Annotated in this window: 15 protein-coding genes; 11 read left to right on the forward strand and 4 right to left on the reverse strand. The window is 48.2% G+C overall.

Going from position 1 to position 17,728, the window contains the following annotated elements; genetic code table 11:
• Nucleotides 1–145: 145 nt before the first annotated feature.
• Entirely contained in the window at nucleotides 146–1,486 is a 1,341-nt protein-coding gene (locus tag FJM67_RS14250) for a methyl-accepting chemotaxis protein (protein ID WP_140590610.1), read from the forward strand.
• A gap of 70 nt (nucleotides 1,487–1,556) precedes the next feature.
• On the opposite strand, the gene gltX is transcribed toward FJM67_RS14250, so the two are convergent.
• Both gltX and xni read right to left on the reverse strand, forming a co-directional pair.
• A complete protein-coding gene (gltX, locus tag FJM67_RS14255; RefSeq protein ID WP_140590613.1) occupies nucleotides 1,557–3,053 on the reverse strand; it encodes a glutamate--tRNA ligase in 1,497 nt (498 codons plus the stop codon).
• Between the two features lie 119 nt (nucleotides 3,054–3,172).
• The gene (gene xni, locus FJM67_RS14260; RefSeq protein WP_140590615.1) at nucleotides 3,173–3,949 is read right to left on the reverse strand and encodes a flap endonuclease Xni; all 777 of its coding nucleotides are present in this window, start codon (nucleotides 3,947–3,949) and stop codon (nucleotides 3,173–3,175) included.
• A gap of 32 nt (nucleotides 3,950–3,981) precedes the next feature.
• Here xni and FJM67_RS14265 point away from each other — a divergent pair, with 32 nt between their 5' ends.
• Nucleotides 3,982–5,235 carry a translocation/assembly module TamB domain-containing protein gene (locus FJM67_RS14265; RefSeq protein WP_181161517.1) on the forward strand — a complete coding sequence of 418 codons (1,254 nt, stop codon included), beginning with the start codon at nucleotides 3,982–3,984 and terminating at the stop codon, nucleotides 5,233–5,235.
• Nucleotides 5,236–5,378: 143 nt separating this feature from the next.
• Nucleotides 5,379–6,683 (forward strand): TolC family outer membrane protein, encoded by a 1,305-nt coding sequence (locus FJM67_RS14270; RefSeq protein ID WP_140590619.1) that lies wholly within the window; start codon nucleotides 5,379–5,381, stop codon nucleotides 6,681–6,683.
• 91 nt (nucleotides 6,684–6,774) lie between these two features.
• On the opposite strand, the gene FJM67_RS14275 is transcribed toward FJM67_RS14270, so the two are convergent.
• Complete coding sequence (locus FJM67_RS14275; protein WP_140590621.1) at nucleotides 6,775–8,070, reverse strand: M18 family aminopeptidase; 1,296 nt, start codon at nucleotides 8,068–8,070, stop codon at nucleotides 6,775–6,777.
• 116 nt (nucleotides 8,071–8,186) lie between these two features.
• Between FJM67_RS14275 and FJM67_RS14280 the strand changes: the two genes are divergently transcribed.
• Nucleotides 8,187–10,223 (forward strand): carboxy terminal-processing peptidase, encoded by a 2,037-nt coding sequence (locus FJM67_RS14280; protein WP_140590624.1) that lies wholly within the window; start codon nucleotides 8,187–8,189, stop codon nucleotides 10,221–10,223.
• Between the two features lie 32 nt (nucleotides 10,224–10,255).
• On the opposite strand, the gene FJM67_RS14285 is transcribed toward FJM67_RS14280, so the two are convergent.
• A complete protein-coding gene (locus FJM67_RS14285; RefSeq protein WP_140590627.1) occupies nucleotides 10,256–10,468 on the reverse strand; it encodes a DUF2788 domain-containing protein in 213 nt (70 codons plus the stop codon).
• 26 nt (nucleotides 10,469–10,494) lie between these two features.
• Between FJM67_RS14285 and ybfE the strand changes: the two genes are divergently transcribed.
• The 7 genes from ybfE (at nucleotide 10,495) to FJM67_RS14320 (ending at nucleotide 17,722) form a co-directional block, all read left to right on the forward strand.
• A complete protein-coding gene (gene ybfE / locus FJM67_RS14290; RefSeq protein WP_140590630.1) occupies nucleotides 10,495–10,812 on the forward strand; it encodes a LexA regulated protein in 318 nt (105 codons plus the stop codon).
• 1 nt (nucleotide 10,813) lies between these two features.
• Entirely contained in the window at nucleotides 10,814–11,410 is a 597-nt protein-coding gene (locus FJM67_RS14295; RefSeq protein WP_140590633.1) for a thymidine kinase, read from the forward strand.
• Nucleotides 11,400–12,302 carry a recombination-associated protein RdgC gene (locus tag FJM67_RS14300; protein WP_140590636.1) on the forward strand — a complete coding sequence of 301 codons (903 nt, stop codon included), beginning with the start codon at nucleotides 11,400–11,402 and terminating at the stop codon, nucleotides 12,300–12,302. The genes FJM67_RS14295 and FJM67_RS14300 overlap by 11 nt, the downstream gene beginning before the upstream one ends.
• Nucleotides 12,303–12,435: 133 nt before the next feature.
• Entirely contained in the window at nucleotides 12,436–13,590 is a 1,155-nt protein-coding gene (locus FJM67_RS14305; protein WP_140590640.1) for a cation diffusion facilitator family transporter, read from the forward strand.
• A gap of 61 nt (nucleotides 13,591–13,651) precedes the next feature.
• Nucleotides 13,652–14,269 carry a YigZ family protein gene (locus tag FJM67_RS14310; protein ID WP_140590643.1) on the forward strand — a complete coding sequence of 206 codons (618 nt, stop codon included), beginning with the start codon at nucleotides 13,652–13,654 and terminating at the stop codon, nucleotides 14,267–14,269.
• Nucleotides 14,270–14,271: 2 nt separating this feature from the next.
• Nucleotides 14,272–17,094: an RNA polymerase-associated protein RapA gene (rapA, locus tag FJM67_RS14315; RefSeq protein ID WP_140590646.1), complete on the forward strand. Its 2,823-nt coding sequence runs from the start codon at nucleotides 14,272–14,274 to the stop codon at nucleotides 17,092–17,094.
• 1 nt (nucleotide 17,095) lies between these two features.
• Nucleotides 17,096–17,722: an RluA family pseudouridine synthase gene (locus FJM67_RS14320; protein WP_140590649.1), complete on the forward strand. Its 627-nt coding sequence runs from the start codon at nucleotides 17,096–17,098 to the stop codon at nucleotides 17,720–17,722.
• Nucleotides 17,723–17,728 lie beyond the last annotated feature (6 nt).

The following is a 17,728-nucleotide window of genomic DNA, read 5'->3' on the forward strand; positions in this document are numbered from 1 at the left end:
TTCATATTCAAATCAGAATGGGTGTTCACGTTCAATCAGTAGAGGTGTTCACATTCATCCAGAATGGGTGTTCAGGTTTGGGCAGAATATGCAGGGAATGGATAATACGTTTTTTCTTGCTTGTCATGATTCACCTCGTTAGTGATTGTACTCACTTAACTTAGTGTCCAAAACTGCTGGTGCGGATCATATCGTTAACTTTGGCCTAGAAGAACGTTTTGGCGAAATCGTTAACGGCTACTTCAATAAGGTTCAAGAATACGACGCCGTGGTTGGTGAACTGTCCGCAGCACAAGAAAACTTCCGCAACATCAGAGCTGCATTCAAGCAGAACGCTGAAGATGCTGAAAGCATTCTTGCTACAGCAGTGCAAAACGCCCGCAAGTCAGCTGCAGATAGCTCAGCTCAAGCAAGTGTTAGTGTCATCGGCGTGAGTATCGCTGTGGCAGTATTGGCCGCATTTATGATGATGACCATCGGTCGCAGTGTAAGCAGCACTTTAGGCCAAATCATTCGCGACCTTGGTAAAGTTAAAGACGGTGATTTGACCGCTCGACTACCAGTAAACAAAAAACGCAATGATGAGTTCGATTCCTTGTGTGGCTCTGTCAACGAGATGACCACGGGCTTAGGCGGAGTTATTGGTGATGTGGTACACACCACTCGCGATGTAACCAACATGGTGTCCGAATTAAACCGTGCCGTTTCAAACATTGCTTCTAGTAACCGTTCAGTCAACGAGCAAACGAACAGTCTTGCTGCGGCAACGGAAGAAATATCCACTACTATTTCTAGTATTTCGTCCACCACAGATGAATTGAGTCAGCAATCTCAAAACACCTACGAATCGGCCAAAGTGGGCGCTGAAACCATCAAAGGTGCATTATCCAATTTGGGTAAAACCATCGCTGTGGTCAATCAGACGAGCACTCAATTGAACGATCTTGGTCAGTTATCCAAAGATATCGATAATGTGATCGCTATGATCAATGACTTGGCTAACCAAACTAACCTGTTGGCCTTGAACGCTGCCATCGAGGCGGCCCGAGCTGGTGAAGCTGGGCGTGGCTTCTCTGTGGTTGCAGACGAAGTACGCTCACTTGCAGAGAAAACGGTAGATGCCACAGCGAAAATTACTGATATTGTTGGTACTATCCAGAACTCTACTCAGGTAGCCATCGACACCATGCATAATGGTCAAGAGAACCTTCGCTCTATTGAAGAGTTCAGTGAAAAAGCTGAGCTAGCGATTCGTGAAATCGAGCGCAACGCCCAGACTAGCTCTACATCTTCAATCGAAATGGCCCGCTCCATTCAAGAAGTTGCCAAAACGGCAGTTCACATGAGTGAAGAGATGGATCGTATCGCGCAGCAACTACAGCGTGATAATGGGGATATCAACCGGATCGAAGACAATACCCGTCATATCCACGAGCAAGTAGCTAGTTTGGAATCTAAAACTAGTGTCTTTACGACTAGTCGATAATCGAAAGTACACAATTCGAAGCAATAAAAAAGCTGGCAGATGCCAGCTTTTTTATTGCTTGTCGCCAGAACTATTCGCTCTCTTGACCTAGCTGGGCGAATTCTTTTTCCCAGCGTTTCGCTTCTTTCTTCGAAGGCCCACCTACCACGCTCACGGCGTGACGCAGACGAGAACGAGTAAGGTCGGGGCCGAGAATACTCATGGAGTCGAATACCGAAACAGACGCTGTTGTACCTGCGATAGCGACAAATAGCGGCGCAAAGAAGTCTTTTGGCTTAACCCCTAGTTGCTGCGCTAAGGTCTTCATCTCGTTGAAGATATTGTCCTTTTCCCAGCTACGAAGCGCTTCAAGTCGCCACAGGGCAAACTGCAGCCCCTTACGCAAGGTTTCTTCTTCTAGCTTAATATCGGCAAAGCTGCTCGCATCAATGGCTAGTTGTCCTTTTAAGAAAAAGCCTGCCACATCCGCCACATCGGAAAAGGTATCGATACGGGGCATGATTAATGGTGCTATTGCGCTAATGCGCTCTGGTGCAAACGCCCACTCAGCAAACTTCTGCATAAACTGCTCAGGAGTATGTTCTTCCCGGATCCAGGTGCCGTTGAGCCATTTCAGCTTGTCTACATCAAACACCGGCCCACCCAAGGACACTCGCTGAATGTCGAAATGCTCAATCATTTCTGGCAGAGAGAACTTCTCACGCTCATCTGGCATCGACCAGCCCATGCGGCCAAGGTAATTGATCACGGCTTCCGGCAAGAAGCCCATACGTTGGTAATACAAAATACTAGTCGGGTTTTTACGCTTCGATAGCTTAGATTTGTCTGGGTTACGTAACAACGGCATGTGACACAAGGTAGGCATATCCCAACCGAAGTATTGATACAGCAGAATATGCTTAGGTGCCGAGTTGATCCACTCTTCCCCGCGAATGACATGGGTGATCCCCATCAGATGGTCATCCACTACGTTGGCTAAGTGATAAGTTGGTAGGCCATCAGCTTTCAATAGCACCTGCATGTCCACTTGCGCCCAGTCGATTTCGATTTCGCCACGCAGCATATCCTGAACCAGACAAGTACCCTCTTCTGGCACTTTCATACGGATAACATAGGGAACGCCTGCTTCTAATTTGGCGCTGATTTCTTCTTGGGTAAGCAAAAGCGCACGACCGTCATATTTCTGCGGCAAGCCTTGTTCGCGCTGTTGCTCACGCATAGCGTCTAGCTCTTCTGGCGTTTCGAAGGCGTAGAAGGCGTGACCTTTCTCTACCAACTCCAGTGCGTATTTACGGTAGATTTCGCTACGCTCACTTTGGCGGTAAGGGCCGTGGGGACCACCTACGTCGGGGCCTTCTGACCATTCAATGCCCAACCAGCGTAGCGCATCCAGAATCATTTGTTCCGATTCTGGGGTACTACGCACTTGATCCGTATCCTCGATACGTAGAATAAATTCTCCGCCCATTTTTTTGGCAAACGCCATATTAAAGAGGGCAATATAGGCTGTACCTACGTGCGGGTCGCCAGTTGGTGACGGCGCGATGCGAGTTCTTACCACAGACATAGCTATCTCATTTGTTAGGTGTTGATTAAGTTGGCTCATTATAAGGTGCAATCCTCGTCACAGTAAGGGGATGCATCTTGCTTTAATGAATTTTAGTTTGAGCAAATTCGATGTTCACACTACTGACGCAGACGTAATTGGGCGAGAGATACGCCAATATTCACATCGTCGCGCAGGGTGACGAGCTTACGCGCCAGCATACACGCGTCGAACTGACCAGAGAGCTTACGCTGCATGGCATCTGGCAATGCGGGGTGATTAAATAGAGTTTGTAGATCGGGGGCTAATGCCAACAACTGCTGTGCTGATTTAGGACCAATACCAGTGACACCTTTTACGTGGTTGGTACTATCACCAACCAATGCCCAATAATCTGGTAATTGTTCGACTTTCACCCCATAACGATTCTCTACCCACTCCCGGTCGTAACCGCGTTTATTGAAGTAGTCATAGATATGAATATGAGGATGACGGATTAACTGGGTAAACCCTTTATCGGTAGACACCACGAAACAGGTGACTTGGTTGGCTGCCGCTTTCACTGCCAAGGTCGCAATCAAATCATCTGCTTCCCATCCCGCCAAACGCAAACACTTCCAACCATTGAAACGCAGACCAGCCACAATCTGTTCCAAACCGACCATGAGCGCATCATCCATTGGTGTTCTGCCCAACTTATACTCGGGGTACAAGTTATGGCGCCAGGTCGCGCTAGGGGAATCAAATACAATCACCAAATGGGTTGGAGCGCACTGCTCTTTCAATTTCACCACCGCATCGATAGTCAAATTCTGGGTTCGCTCCACTCGACGTTTGCTGTCTTGCTCGCTTTCTAACGCGGCATACAAACGCCGGATCAAATTCAATCCGTCAATTAATAAGAAACGCTGCTGCAAACCTAGCCCTATCCCTTTACTGTGTTATTCTGATGATAGTTTACCTTGATATCGAACGTTTCTCATTGCAACAGGGAAGGAAATCCATGGTATTTGATTTAAAGCCCATTACGGTCAGTTTACTCGTCATCGCTAGTACCCCGTTATGGGCTCAATCCGTCAATGTCGTCGTTGACCAACAAGGCGCCCAAGTATCGGAAACGATTAACTCTGGCCAAGGCCCCGCCTTTGTGCCTGACCTCACTACGCTGACCTTTTTAGGAGATAACGCGCCCAACTTAGACTTACCGGCCAGTGAATATGACTGGAGCGCTCAAGTGGGTCAAAATGTTCGGGTGGAAAGCCGCCTTCGCGACTTGTCTTATGAAGGCAAACTCAGAGAGGTCGATGGCAACCTTTTCACTCTTGTTACTAGGCAGGGAACCTTCACCCTACCAAGCTCAGATTTCTACCTCGTTTCAAGTGCTCACAAAGCCCCGATACGCATTCCCTACAACGGCCCTATCACTTATCGAACCCATGACTTAAGTTGGCAGCCCCAAAGAAATATCATTATCAATGGCAACAGACTCGATATCCGGGAAGCGGCATTAGTGACTAACCGCTCCGCTAGCCAAGTTACGCTAGCCAATGCCATGCTGCGGGAGGGTGTTGCAGCCCCAGCCCCGATGCAGCGCTTTGCCCTTGCCGACGCATCAACTAAAGAGGCAAGTTTCATTCATGGTGAGACGGTTTACAACTTAGAAGATACGACTATTGCGGCCTATTCCACCAAGCTCATCCAACTTAGTCAGCAGGATTATCAGATTGAAGAGCGACGCTTTGCCGCAACATTGCACGGTTGGGACAACCACCAAGGCATCGAATTAAATTTTGCCGAAACTGCCACCTTTACCCCAACCCAGAATCACCCGGCGGGACGATATCAAACCCTATGGCAAACCGAGCGCAACCTCATCCCTGGGGATAGTTTGCAATTTGGCGCTTTACACAAACATCAAGCAGTGACCATTCAGCTAAATAATTCGCAGGACATCAGCGCAGAAGCACGGCTCGTCACAGCGCAAAAAAATGGTAACCGTATTGTGCAAACATGGGAGATAGAGATGAAAAATCACACCCGCTACCAGCAGAAGTACCAGATTGATCACTTTGCTAACGGTGTAATTGAGTCGTTTTCGCCAACATGGATTAACCAAATGAACGCACGCGCGCTGCAACTCGCCGGCACCTTGGCGGCGAATGCACGGCACCATATTCGCTACAAAGTAGAGATTACTCAGTAATCTGAGCGAGTGTTAAATACGGCTAAATTAGTCGTTATAGATATGGCTCAGCCACATAGCTTTTATTCTAAAACTATGGGTGCCCAATTTAATTAGATTGAGTTAATATAACAGCATTTCATAATATAAGCAGATTAAGACCCATGAAAAAGCATATCATCGCCACCTTAGTTGCTGCGGCAACCCTATCCTCAGCTCAGGCTGAAAGTCTTTTAGAAGTTTACCAGTTGGCTAAAGCCAACGACCCGACCTTGCGTGCGGCCCAAGCCCAATATCGCGCCCAAGAGGAACAAGTTACTGTTACCCGCGGGAACTTATTTCCCAGCATCAGTTTCCAGGGTAACCTTGGCTACAGCAATACCGATACTGGTAGTAACAGCTACGATGTGACGAATAATTCCCTTGGCGTTCAAATGAACTATCCCATTTACTCTGCTGCGCTGGATTACGGTGTCAAAGCCGTAGAGCTGGGCTTGGACGCACAAAAAGTCCAATTGGATAATGCTCAAGAAACCTTAACGCTAGCAACGCTGGAAGAATACTTTGATGTGCTGATAAAACAGGCGGCGCTAGAAAATGTCACCGCTCAAGTGAAAAGCACCCAGAGCCAATTGGATCGAGTTAAAAACCAATATGATGTGGGTATGGTATCCATCACTGACTTGCAGGATGCACAGGCCGCCTATGATGCGATTCGTGTCAGCGAACTCAGCGCTCGAGCGGACCTACGCTACGCCCAAGAAACGCTAAACCAGCGTGTTGGTAAAGCCATTACCAGTATTCCAAAACTGGCCGATAACTATCCTATCTCTACCGAAAATCTTGCCTCTACGGATGAGTTAATTCAAAAAGCATTGCGTAACAACAAAGATCTTTTAGGGGCTAATTATCAAGTTACGATTGCAAACAATAATGTGGATATCAGCAAGGCATCGGGGCGCACCCCAACGGTTACGTTAACCGGCGGTATCACCCGAGCAGAAACCATGGATAGCAATAACCCCCAGTCTCCAGAGGGTGATGCTCTACAAACCAGTATCGGTGTGAATGTGACAATTCCCCTATACAGTGGTGGTGCCATCGATGCGAATGTACGCCAAGCAACCGCTACGGCTAATGCCGCCGAGGAACAATATGCTGCTGCCGTCCAACAAATTGAGCTAGGCATCCGTAATCTAGTGGCACAACTCAATACCACGGCAGCTCAAGTGACGGCGCAAAAACAACTGATTAAATCCCGTGAAAGTGCATTGGAAGCAACGCAAGCAGGCTACGACGTTGGCACCCGCAACCTTGTCGAGTTGTTAACGGCGCAGTCAAACCTGTTTGATGCGAAAACCACCTACGAGCAACTACGCTACCGTTTTGTAGTGACAAAGTTGAATCTAATGGAACTTACTGGCGAGCTAAATGATGCCGCCGTTGCGGATTTGAATAAATGGTTGTAACCGCTGCTTAGCAAGCTAGCTGTTAAAATACCGAGAACAATGCCCCTTAGGAAAACAATCTAAGGGGCATTTTTGTTGCCAATATCATGGCCTAAGGACGGACTTTTTCCCTGCGACAGAAATGAGTTAGTAGTTCAGTAAGACGTTGGGCATCCTGGCTACCCGCTAACTCACGGATCGAATGCATACCAAAGGTCGGTAAACCAATATCTAACGTCGGTACGCCGATTTGACCCGCGGTAATCGGGCCAATAGTACTGCCACAAGCCATATCACTACGTACGACAAAGGTTTGTACCGTTTGTCCCAATTGAGCGGCAATATCTCGATACACGGCTGCGGTTTCGCTGTTGCTAGCGTAACGCTGATTATTATTCACCTTGATCACCGCACCTTGGTTAATCACTGGCGCATGACGAGCATCGTGCTTGCTGGCATAATTGGGATGCTGGGCGTGGGCATTATCCGCCGAGATCAGCATTGAGCTTTGCAAGGCCTGCACATATTGCTCCGGAATCGGGCTGATCCGACGCAGGATATCCTCTAGGAAAGGCCCATTCGCGCCACAGCTAGAGAGACTTCCGACCTCTTCATGGTCAGTACAAATCAGCATCGCAGGCTGCTGATCTCCTCCAGCCAGCAAGGCTTCTAGACCAACAAAGCAACTCAATAAGTTATCCAAGCGGGCTGCGGCAATATACTCTTCATGTAATCCCACCAAAGCGGGTGCCTGGGTATCGTAGAGAGACAATTCAAAATCTAAAACAGCACTCACCTCAATACCATGCTCGTGTTGGATCTGTGCGGCCAACAACTGACGCAGTTCTAGCTCGGTCTGGGAACCTGCAATAATTGGCAGGATTTCCTCTTGCGGATTCACGCTAAAACCTTCATTGGCAGTCCGATTCAAGTGGATTGCGAGGTTAGGAATGTAGGCTAGTGGACGTTTGAAATCGATCAAGAAACTCGCCAAATCGCCATTTTCAAGCTTCGCCGTGACTCGACCGGCCAACGACAAATCTCGATCTAGCCACGTGTGGAGCAGCACGCCTCCGTAAACTTCCACGGCTAATTGATGATGGCCAAAGCGGGTAACTTGAGCGTTTGGTTTTAGTTTTAAGCAAGGGCTATCGGTATGAGCACCAATCATACGGTAGCCCCGATGGGCCACATCAAAACTCGGTAGGGTAAAGGCAATTAGCGAGGAATCATTACGGGTAACAAAATATTTTCCTCCTTCAGTCAGTACCCACTCGTCACGCTCATATAACGGTTCGAAACCCTGTGCAGATAAACGCGACTTCATCGTCTCTACCGCATGAAATGGCGTCGGAGATTGAGCGATAAATTGCAGTAACGACTGATTAAACTCGGTATTCGTGTTCATTTTCCGTTGCAAACCTATAAATATGTGACTTTTTTGTGGTTGGGCTGGTCTTGCTAGCCTTGGTCTAATATGATTTTACCATTAAGGATAACACCGATAAGAGAATCATTTTGCGGATGACATACAAACATCTTTTTGTAGGCTTACTGTCTACCTCTATTTTGGCGTCCACGCACCTTTTTGCCGTAGAGCCATTGCAGCCGTCTCCAGACTACTCTCGAGTTTCCCGAGAGATTGTCGATATGTTAGAGGGCGTTCACTACAACAAACTGACCATCGACGATAGTGTATCCTCCCAAGCCTTCGACAACTACCTTGATGCGATAGATCCAACCCGCAGTTTCTTTTTGCAATCTGATATTGATAGCTTGGAGAAATACCGCTATCAATTTGATGATGCCTTACGCCAAGGCGATACATCCATTGCCTATGAAATCTACAACCTCTACTTAGAGCGTGCTGAGAGTCGTCTGGAATACACCCTAGATCATGTGATAGACATGGTAAAAGGCTTTGACTACAGCAAGCAAGAAAGCCTGAGTCTTGACCCAGACACCATTCCCTGGGCAAAAACAACAGAGCAATTGGATGACTACTGGCGCAAGCGCGTTAAAAATCGCGCCCTCACCCTAAAACTTAATGGGGAAAGCGATGATAAAATCATCGATATCATTGAACGCCGCTATAAAAATCAGTTGCGTCTAGTACAACAAACCCACGCATCGGATATCTTTCAAACCTTTGCCAATTCGGTCGCTGAAGTACTAGATCCACATACCAGTTATTTTGCTCCTCGGGCATCGGAAACCTTCAATATTAATATGAGCCTGTCACTAGAAGGTATCGGCGCTGTATTACAGATGGAAGATGACTATACCCGTGTTGTGCGTCTGATCCCCGGTGGTCCAGCGGAACGTCAAAGTGAACTGCAACCGAATGACCGTATCATAGCCGTAGGCCAAGAAGGCAAGAACATGGTGGATGTGGTTGGGATGCGACTTGATGACGTAGTCGATATGATCCGTGGGGAACGGGGTACTAAGGTACAGCTAGAGATTATTCCCTCCCAAGGAGATGGACAAACGTCACGTAAAATTGCCATTGTCCGTGACAAGGTCAAACTGGAAGATCAATCGGCGCAAAAACGTATTATTGAAGTTAAACGGGGCGATCAAACCTATAAAGTTGGGGTGATCGAATTACCTACTTTCTATTCTGACTTTGCGGCGATTCAAGCCGGAGATCGTAATTTCAAAAGCTCTACCCGTGACACGAAGCGCTTGATCGAAGAGCTACGCCAAGAGGATGTGACCGCTATCATTCTTGATTTGCGCAACAATGGCGGCGGTTCTCTACAAGAGGCAAACGCCCTAGCCGGATTGTTTATCCCTGCTGGTCCTGTCGTGCAAATTCGTGATGCTTCTGGCCGCGTTAGCATTCTTGGTGATACCGATCGCAGCGTGACTTATAGCGGCCCACTAGCCGTATTGGTTAACCGTATGAGTGCATCCGCTTCTGAAATCGTCGCTGGTGCTTTGCAAGACTACGGTCGCGCGTTAATTTTAGGAGGGCAAACCTTCGGCAAAGGCACGGTTCAAGTATTGCAGGAGCTCGATAAAGGCCAGCTTAAAATCACCCAAGCCAAGTTTTACCGAGTGTCAGGGGAAAGCACCCAGCATAAAGGTGTTCACCCAGATATCGCTTTCCCATCATTGCTTGATGAGAATAGCGTTGGCGAAAGCGCTCTGGACAACCCACTACCGTGGGATCAAATCCATGAGACTCGCTACCCTGTTTATTGGGACTTCGCCAGCTATCTGCCAGAACTGGAACAGCGTCATGATGCCCGTGTCGAAAAAGACCCAGATTTTACGGCTCTAGTCGAGCAAATTGAGGAAGTTCGCTTACAATCAGAGCAATTTAAGAGTATTTCTCTAAATCTGAAAGATCGTGAACAACAACGCAATGAGGGAGAAACCCGCGAGCTGGCCAGGGAAAACAAACGCCGTAAAGCACTTGGCTTACCGCAAGTAAAGCGTATTGAAGACATTGCTACTCATACTGAAGACGATGATCTGCCGGATGCCTACGCCAAAGAGGCTTCGGAAATCCTGCTGGACTTTATTGCTTTATATCAACAGCAAAATAGCTAGCAAAGCGTTTGATGGAGCCACCGGTTTCGGGGTTACCCCCCGAAACCACCAGCCATTAGTTCCACCACAAATCCTTTGATTAAAAAGGCAAATAAGCCGAGACCAAGGCCACCAAGAATAACAAAGGTGCCCCACTTACCGGCATTCGATTTGCGGGCTAAATCCCACATGATAAAAAACATGAAAGAACACAAGCCTGCTATCATCACGGTGGTAACAATGCTTTCGATTTCTTCAATTTCCATAAACACTCACTACTAACTGACAACTTATGGCCAAAGCCTCACTAGACCGTAATACGATAGATCTGTTTGGGCAGTCCCGCGGACGACCACGAACCCAGCCCCTCTCTCGTAAAGACCAATTAAAACTCAATAAGCGCCATCAACGCCAGAAAGAAAAAGAATTGGGACTGAAACGGCTTGAATTTGTCATTGATGACGATACTGCCCAAAAGCTCGACACACTGTGTGAACAAGCCAATATCAAACGTGCTGAATGGCTAACCATGCAAGTTGCACTTGCCTTTAGTAAAGCGAAACGCACCGGCACGACACCTAAGACCCAGACTGATAAGGGCAAAAAATAATATGGCCAAACTCTATTTCTATTACTCCGCCATGAATGCGGGGAAATCGACGATTTTGCTGCAATCTGCACACAATTATCGCGAACGGGGGATGCAGGTTATACTTTACACGGCCGCCATCGATGACCGATTTGAACAGGGTAAGATTGCCTCTCGTATCGGCATTGCCGCCGAAGCCAATTTATTCCAGCCCGACACGAATCTCTTTGCCGCCATCGCAGCAGTGACCAGTGAGCAAAATACTAGCTGTGTACTGATCGATGAAGCCCAATTCTTAACAACTCAACAAGTACAACAACTCACCGATGTAGTCGATGAACTGGGCATCCCCGTTCTCGCTTTTGGTATTCGCACCGATTTTCGTGGTGAATTGTTCGCCGGTAGCCAAGCGCTTTTGGCTTGGTCCGATAAACTGATTGAACTCAAAACCGTCTGTCATTGTGGCTCCAAAGCGACTATGGTGCTGCGTCTAGATGAGAGGGGTAACGTTGTCAAAGATGGTGAACAGGTAGAAATTGGCGGTAACGATCGATACGTATCCGTGTGTCGACAACACTTTAAAGCAGGTATTAGCGGGAGCCCTAACCATGTGGTTTAAAAATTTAGTCTTTTTTCAACTGACCGACACGGAGCAATTCAATAGCAACGACTTGGTAAGCAAAATCCCAGATTTCCCGCTTAGAGAGTGTGGCTCCCAAGAGGAATTTACCTTCGGCTGGTTGCCATTGATTCGCAACAGCGAGCAGTGGACATTGGCCAATGACAGATGCCTGCTGATGCGTGCTGGTAAAGAAGAAAAAGTGCTACCGTCTGCCGTAGTACGTGAAGCAGTAGAAAGCAAAGTGGCGGAGATTGAACTCATGGAAGGTCGTCGCGTTGGTCGCAAGGAAAAAGCAGACCTGAAAGACGAACTGGTATTCAGTCTGCGTCCTAAAGCCTTCGCCAAACGTACGGATATTTGGGCTTATATCGATTTGAAAGCGAAATTATTAGTGGTCAATAGTACCAACCAAAGCATGATCGAGCAGTTGTTCAAACATTTGCAACATACACTTGGCAGTTTCCCCATGGCACCGCTTCCTGCTCAGGTATCCCCTGCTACCGTCATGACGGACTGGCTGATCAGCAATTCGCTACCTGCCAGCCTAGAAACTGGCGACGAAGTGGAGATTCAAGATACTTCCGAGGACAAGGCTAAAATTCGCTTTAAGTCACTAGAGCCCCTTTCAGAGGATGTGACACAACATCTACAACAAGGCATGCTAGTAAAGCAGTTGGCGCTCAAATGGACCGACAAATTATCCTTTGTGCTTAATGATGACTTAACACTACGCAAGGTAAAATTTGATGACTCTCTCAAGGAAGCCGCCTTTAATGACTCACAAGGTGGTGGCTTGGCGGATATGGATGCCGACTTTGCCTTGATGTCTCTAAACGTACGTGAGTTTTTCGAAAACTTCTCCACTTGGTTTGAAATTAACGAACAATGACGGCTCAGGTTTTCCACAATTTGGGTGGATAACGCTGGGGAGAACCAAGCCCATGCCAGAGTCTAAGCGGCATGGCACTATAACTCACTTTAACCACATCGATGTTTTGGCGTTTTTTCTGAGAAATAAATATATGAATCAACTAGATAGTGAGCAAAAATTAGCCCAACGGGTAACCTTGGTCGGTGCCGTATGGGACTTTTTGTTGGGTATGGCGAAGATTGCCGCGGGCTACCTTTCTCAGTCCCAAGCATTAATTGCTGACGGTGTTCACTCATTGTCTGATTTGGTGACTGACGTCTTTGTCTATATCGCTGCCGCCAATGCTCGACAAGAACCAGATGAAAACCACCCTTACGGTCATTTACGCTTCGAAACCATCACCACCGTGGTACTTGGTCTGATTTTGGTAGTGGTCGCAGCGGGTATCGCTTTTGAATCCATCACTGGAGATAACCAACCAGTCACCACTTGGTATGGTATTACTGCCGTACTGTTAACCATTGGTATCAAGGAAGCTATTTTCCATTACACCAAGCGTGCCGGAGAGCAAATCGGTAGCAAAATGCTAATCGCCAATGCCTGGCATAGTCGTTCCGATGCTCTATCATCAGTCGCGGTCTTAGCTGGCTTGATCGGTGTGTATTTTGGCTACACCTGGGCAGATATGGTCGCTTCAGTGCTAGTTGCCCTATTGATCGGCAAAATTGCGGTAGAAATGATTTGGGAAAACGTATCCGAGTTGGTGGATACCGCCCCTGACCCGAAGCTTATCGAACAGATCAAAGCGACCACAGGACAGCTCAAAAATGTGGCAGCGCCACATGATATTCGTGCTCGTTCTATGGCCGGTAAGATTTATCTTGATATGCACATTCATGTGCCAGCCAGGGCATCAGTCAGTGAAGGCCACTATTTCAGTGATCTGGCGGTCTACACCATCAAGAAAAATCACCCACAAGTGCAAGATGTTATGGTACACGTGGATACTGATGACCATCTGCAAACTGAGAGTTTCATCAAGAAAGACGGCAAACCACCGGTATTGAACCTACCGGACCGTGATCAGGTATTAGCGGATCTTGGTTTTATGCTCAAAGATCACCGTGCTTATTTGGATTTACCTGCCACCAGCTTGCACTATATCAACCAGAGCCTCAATATCAGCTTAGTTGCGTTAGCGGATCTAGCGCCACACCAGGACTTTAGTAAGTTGACCACCGCCATCAAGATGGACTTAGAGCGACTACCTTACGGCAAAGACCACGAGATTCTCTGGCGTTTCTGATATCATAGCGCGGCTGCTACCCGGTAGCCGCGCAACACCAATCAGCCAGTATCGGAATGCTATGGATTACTACCTCAGCCCCATTCGGGAGCAAGGTTTCGAGCTAGAAATCAAAAACAGCCTCTTTATCACTACCCTACGACGTACCCAAGGTCGAGAGCAGGCCAAAGCCTTTATTGAAGAAATCAAAGCACGTTACCCAGACGCCAATCACAACTGCTGGGCATTTATTGCTGGAGCACCTAATAATGCCCATTTGTGGGACCAAAGTGACGATGGGGAGCCTAAAGGCACCGCTGGCAAACCGATGCTTAATGTCCTGCAACATGGCAATGTGGGGGAGATCACGGCTGTTGTTACCCGCTATTTCGGTGGCATAAAGCTCGGCGCGGGCGGGTTGGTGCGTGCCTACAGCCAAGCTGTTCAAGAAGCCCTAGATCAGGCCGAGTGGAGTGAAATTTACCCCCGAGTTCCGGCTACTATTAGCGTATCCTATTCGCTACTGGGTAAAGTAGAATATTACTTAGCAAACAGCGATATCGAGATCGTCGAGAAGCGCTACAATGAAGATATTAGTCTAGACTTAGCCGTTATCGAACGTACTTGGGCAGGACACAAAACTGACTTGGTCAATCTATGCCAAGGCAACATTCACATTACAGAGACAAATAAAGAGTAAGCATGTATCAAATTGGTCAACGTTGGAGCAGTCGCAATGAGCCCGGATTGGGTATTGGTAAAGTTGTTGCGCTACAGGGTAAATCCTTTGAATTATTTTTCCCCGATGCAGACACCACCCGCACTTACTCGGTAGACCAAACCAGTCTAGTAAGGCGCACGCTTACCCCAGGGGATCAGTTCCTATTCGAAGACACGCCCTTCATCATCGAAGAGGTACGTGAATTCGATGGGCTCATGGAGTATCGCGTTAAAGAAGAGTGGCTCGACGAGTCTGAAATCGAATTCCCGCGTAACGACAAAAATGAAATTGACAGCATCTTAGCGCTCTCCCCTGCTCGCCGCATGTGGTTTGACCTTCGTCGCCACACCTTAGAGCACCAAGCAGCCCATGCTGCCAGCCCTGTAAGAGGCTTAATGGGGCTAAAAGCCGAGTTATTACCACACCAGATTTATTTGGCCCATGATATCGCAAACCGCCCTTCTGCCCGCGCCCTACTGTGTGACGAAGTTGGTATGGGTAAAACCCTCGAAGCGGGTTTGATACTGCACCATCGTATCCATAACGGCCTGACCAAGCGCGCCTTGATTTTGACACCGGTTAACTTACAACACCAGTGGCTGGTGGAAATGCTGCGCCGCTTTAACCAGCCCTTTACCTTGATCAATGAAAGTGTTTACGAAGATTTCATTGACGGTGATGATAACCCCTTTGAGCAACAACCCTTGGTAATTGCTCCGATTGATTGGGTTGCGCAACACGGTAAAGCCGCAATTCATATGTTGAGTGCCGAATGGGACATGGTTATTGTCGATGAAGCTCACCATTTAGCCTGGTCGGAAGAAGCGCCTAGTATCGCCTATCAATTGGTGCAACGCTTGGCGGAAAACTCTGACTCTCTGTTGCTGCTGAGCGCGACGCCAGAACAAACTGGCGAACGGGAGCACTTCTCGCGCTTACAACTGTTGGACGCGGATCGTTATCACAGTTTTGACGCCTATGTGGCACAACAAACGGAATTCAAACGTGCTGCCAATATCGCCGATGCTCTACTGCCTCTGACTCAAGACGAAGCCGTAGCGGCACCCCAGCCTTGGGATCAAGTTTTCGCGCAATATCTGCATGAAGTGAAAGACAAAGATTGGTTTGCCGAGCTATCTCATACTGACAGCGACAAACGTGCCCAAGCCGCCCAAGATGCCCTAAATTGGCTAATCGACCGCCACGGCACGGGGCGTGAAGTATTCCGCAATACCCGCGCAGCCATAGGTGGCTTCCCGGAGCGGGAGCTACACCTTTACCCTCTAGAAAGTAATGAAGTTTTTGCGGCCGCTGCTCACCACGTACTGCCTGAGCATGAAGTCGATCAAGGCTACTGGCAGCAGGACCCCCGCTGGAGCTGGCTGGAAGAATTTTTAAAAGATACCAAAGAGAAAGTTTTGGTCATCTGTCATACTGCCGATATGGCCCAATGGCTAAACGATGAATTAACCTTTGCTGGATTCCAAAGCGCTGATTTTCATGAGCGTATGCCGCTTATTCACCGTGACCGGGCAGCAGCCTACTTTGCAGACCCTGAAGGGGCGCAAGTGCTCGTTTGCTCCGAAATTGGTAGTGAAGGTCGTAACTTCCAATTTAGTCATCACTTGGTGATGTATGATCTGCCTGAACACCCAGACTTGCTGGAACAACGTATTGGTCGCTTGGATCGTCTTGGTCAGCGTCGTACAGTTCATATTCATGTGCCTTACCTATTAGGTTCGGTACAAGAGCGTTTGTACAAATGGTATGACCTAGCGTTAAACGCCTTCACTCGTACTACTGGCTGCGGCGATAAAGTGAATGCTACTTTTAAAGAGTCGTTACAAAGCTTCCTAAACGGCAGCGACGACGAAGACACGCTACTCGAAGAGGCCAGACTTTACCATGAAGCGCTGCTCAAGCAGCTCGAAGAAGGCCGCAACCGTTTGTTAGAAATGACTTCTTGTCGTAAAGATGTTGCGCAAGCTCTGATAGAACAAATCGAGATTGATGCCAATAAAGGACTGCACCGCTTTATCGAAAGCGTGACCCATGCTTTCAATATCTACGCTGACTGCGTCAACGATGACGAACAAAGCGGCGCTTGGTTTATCCGCCCTTCCTCCGACATGATGGTAGAAGCACTGCCTGGTATCGAGGAAGAAGGCAAAGCCTTGGTACTGGACCGCCGCCAAGCCAGCCAGCGGGAGGATGTGGCGTTTGCTACTTGGGAGCATCCTTTAATCGCTATGCTAATGGACGAAGTGCAAGGCTTTGAGTCAGGCAAATTGACCTCAGCGATTTTACCGATTGGCGCCCTACCAGAGGGCACATTATTGGTCGAAAGCATGTACGTGATAGAGGCGGAAGGCCATCCACGTCTGAAATTGGCCCAGGCTCTGCCAATCACCCCGATTTGGCAACTCTCTGATGCCAATGGCAAGTTCCTACATAGCCAATTTAATGCCGATAAATGGTCAGAGAAGCTTAAAGGTGTACCAAACCGGGTCGCGGAACAATGGGTTGCCGCGTTGCGTAATCAGCTGCTCGAAGTACTGCAAGCCCACCAGCTTAACGCCCAAGACCAAGCACGCCCCCAGGTACATGCCGCCAAAGAAGCCTACCAGCATCAATGGCAAACGGAAATTGACCGTCTACGTGAATTGCAAGCCGTTAACGACACCATCACCGATGAACACATCCAACAGATGGAACAGACCCTAGCAGAAGGTTTGGCTCGCATCGATGAGCATCAAGTCCGTCTTGATGCGATTCGCGTCATTTTGACGACCAAACCCGAGTAACGTGGCGGTGTCCTTAGATATCCTTTACCAAGACGAATGGTTGGCGGTGCTGAATAAGCCCGCCAATTTCCTTTCGGTGCCAGGGCGTGGCGAGGATAAGCTCGACTCAACGTTGCACCGAGCCGCGCTAGAGTTTGGCGAGGCCCATGTGGTGCACCGGTTAGATTGGGCTACCTCTGGGCTGATCTTAGTAGCAAAAACCTTAGAATGTCAGCGGCGTATGTATGCTCTGTTTCGCTCGCGCCAAGTCAGTAAGCATTATCATGCGCTACTGCAAGGGCACCTGTTAGGCCAATGGGGTTACGTACGTAAGCCGCTTATCTGTGATTGGCCAAACCGCCCAAGACAAAAGATTTGTCGCTTTCATGGCAAAGACGCTCTGACCAAGTGGCAGTTAATGGGATATGAGGGAAGTTATACTCGGGTAGCATTAGAACCTATTACGGGACGCTCCCACCAACTGAGGGTTCACATGCAGAGCTTGGGTCACGCTATTGTTGGAGATGAGTTTTACGATCCATTAACCATCGAAGCAAATCCCAGGCTTTGTCTGCACGCTTACAGTATTGAATTTCATCACCCATTCACATCAGCATTAGTGAAGTTTGTGAGTCCAACGCCATTCTAGAGAAGC

Origin of the sequence: Maribrevibacterium harenarium, assembly GCF_006385675.1 — a bacterium.
Classification (GTDB): Bacteria; Pseudomonadota; Gammaproteobacteria; order Pseudomonadales; family Marinomonadaceae; genus Marinomonas; species Marinomonas harenarium.

Bases quoted from the DNA above. Each gene is read 5' to 3' on its own strand.
- rapA (WP_140590646.1), top strand. From the start codon at position 14,272: ATGTATCAAATTGGTCAACGTTGGAGCAGTCGCAATGAGCCCGGATTG.
- FJM67_RS14280 (WP_140590624.1), top strand. From the start codon at position 8,187: ATGACATACAAACATCTTTTTGTAGGCTTACTGTCTACCTCTATTTTG.
- FJM67_RS14270 (WP_140590619.1), top strand. From the start codon at position 5,379: ATGAAAAAGCATATCATCGCCACCTTAGTTGCTGCGGCAACCCTATCC.
- FJM67_RS14295 (WP_140590633.1), top strand. From the start codon at position 10,814: ATGGCCAAACTCTATTTCTATTACTCCGCCATGAATGCGGGGAAATCG.
- FJM67_RS14310 (WP_140590643.1), top strand. From the start codon at position 13,652: ATGGATTACTACCTCAGCCCCATTCGGGAGCAAGGTTTCGAGCTAGAA.
- FJM67_RS14300 (WP_140590636.1), top strand. From the start codon at position 11,400: ATGTGGTTTAAAAATTTAGTCTTTTTTCAACTGACCGACACGGAGCAA.
- FJM67_RS14265 (WP_181161517.1), top strand. From the start codon at position 3,982: ATGATAGTTTACCTTGATATCGAACGTTTCTCATTGCAACAGGGAAGG.
- FJM67_RS14275 (WP_140590621.1), bottom strand. From the start codon at position 8,070: ATGAACACGAATACCGAGTTTAATCAGTCGTTACTGCAATTTATCGCT.
- ybfE (WP_140590630.1), top strand. From the start codon at position 10,495: ATGGCCAAAGCCTCACTAGACCGTAATACGATAGATCTGTTTGGGCAG.
- gltX (WP_140590613.1), bottom strand. From the start codon at position 3,053: ATGTCTGTGGTAAGAACTCGCATCGCGCCGTCACCAACTGGCGACCCG.
- FJM67_RS14305 (WP_140590640.1), top strand. From the start codon at position 12,436: ATGAATCAACTAGATAGTGAGCAAAAATTAGCCCAACGGGTAACCTTG.
- FJM67_RS14285 (WP_140590627.1), bottom strand. From the start codon at position 10,468: ATGGAAATTGAAGAAATCGAAAGCATTGTTACCACCGTGATGATAGCA.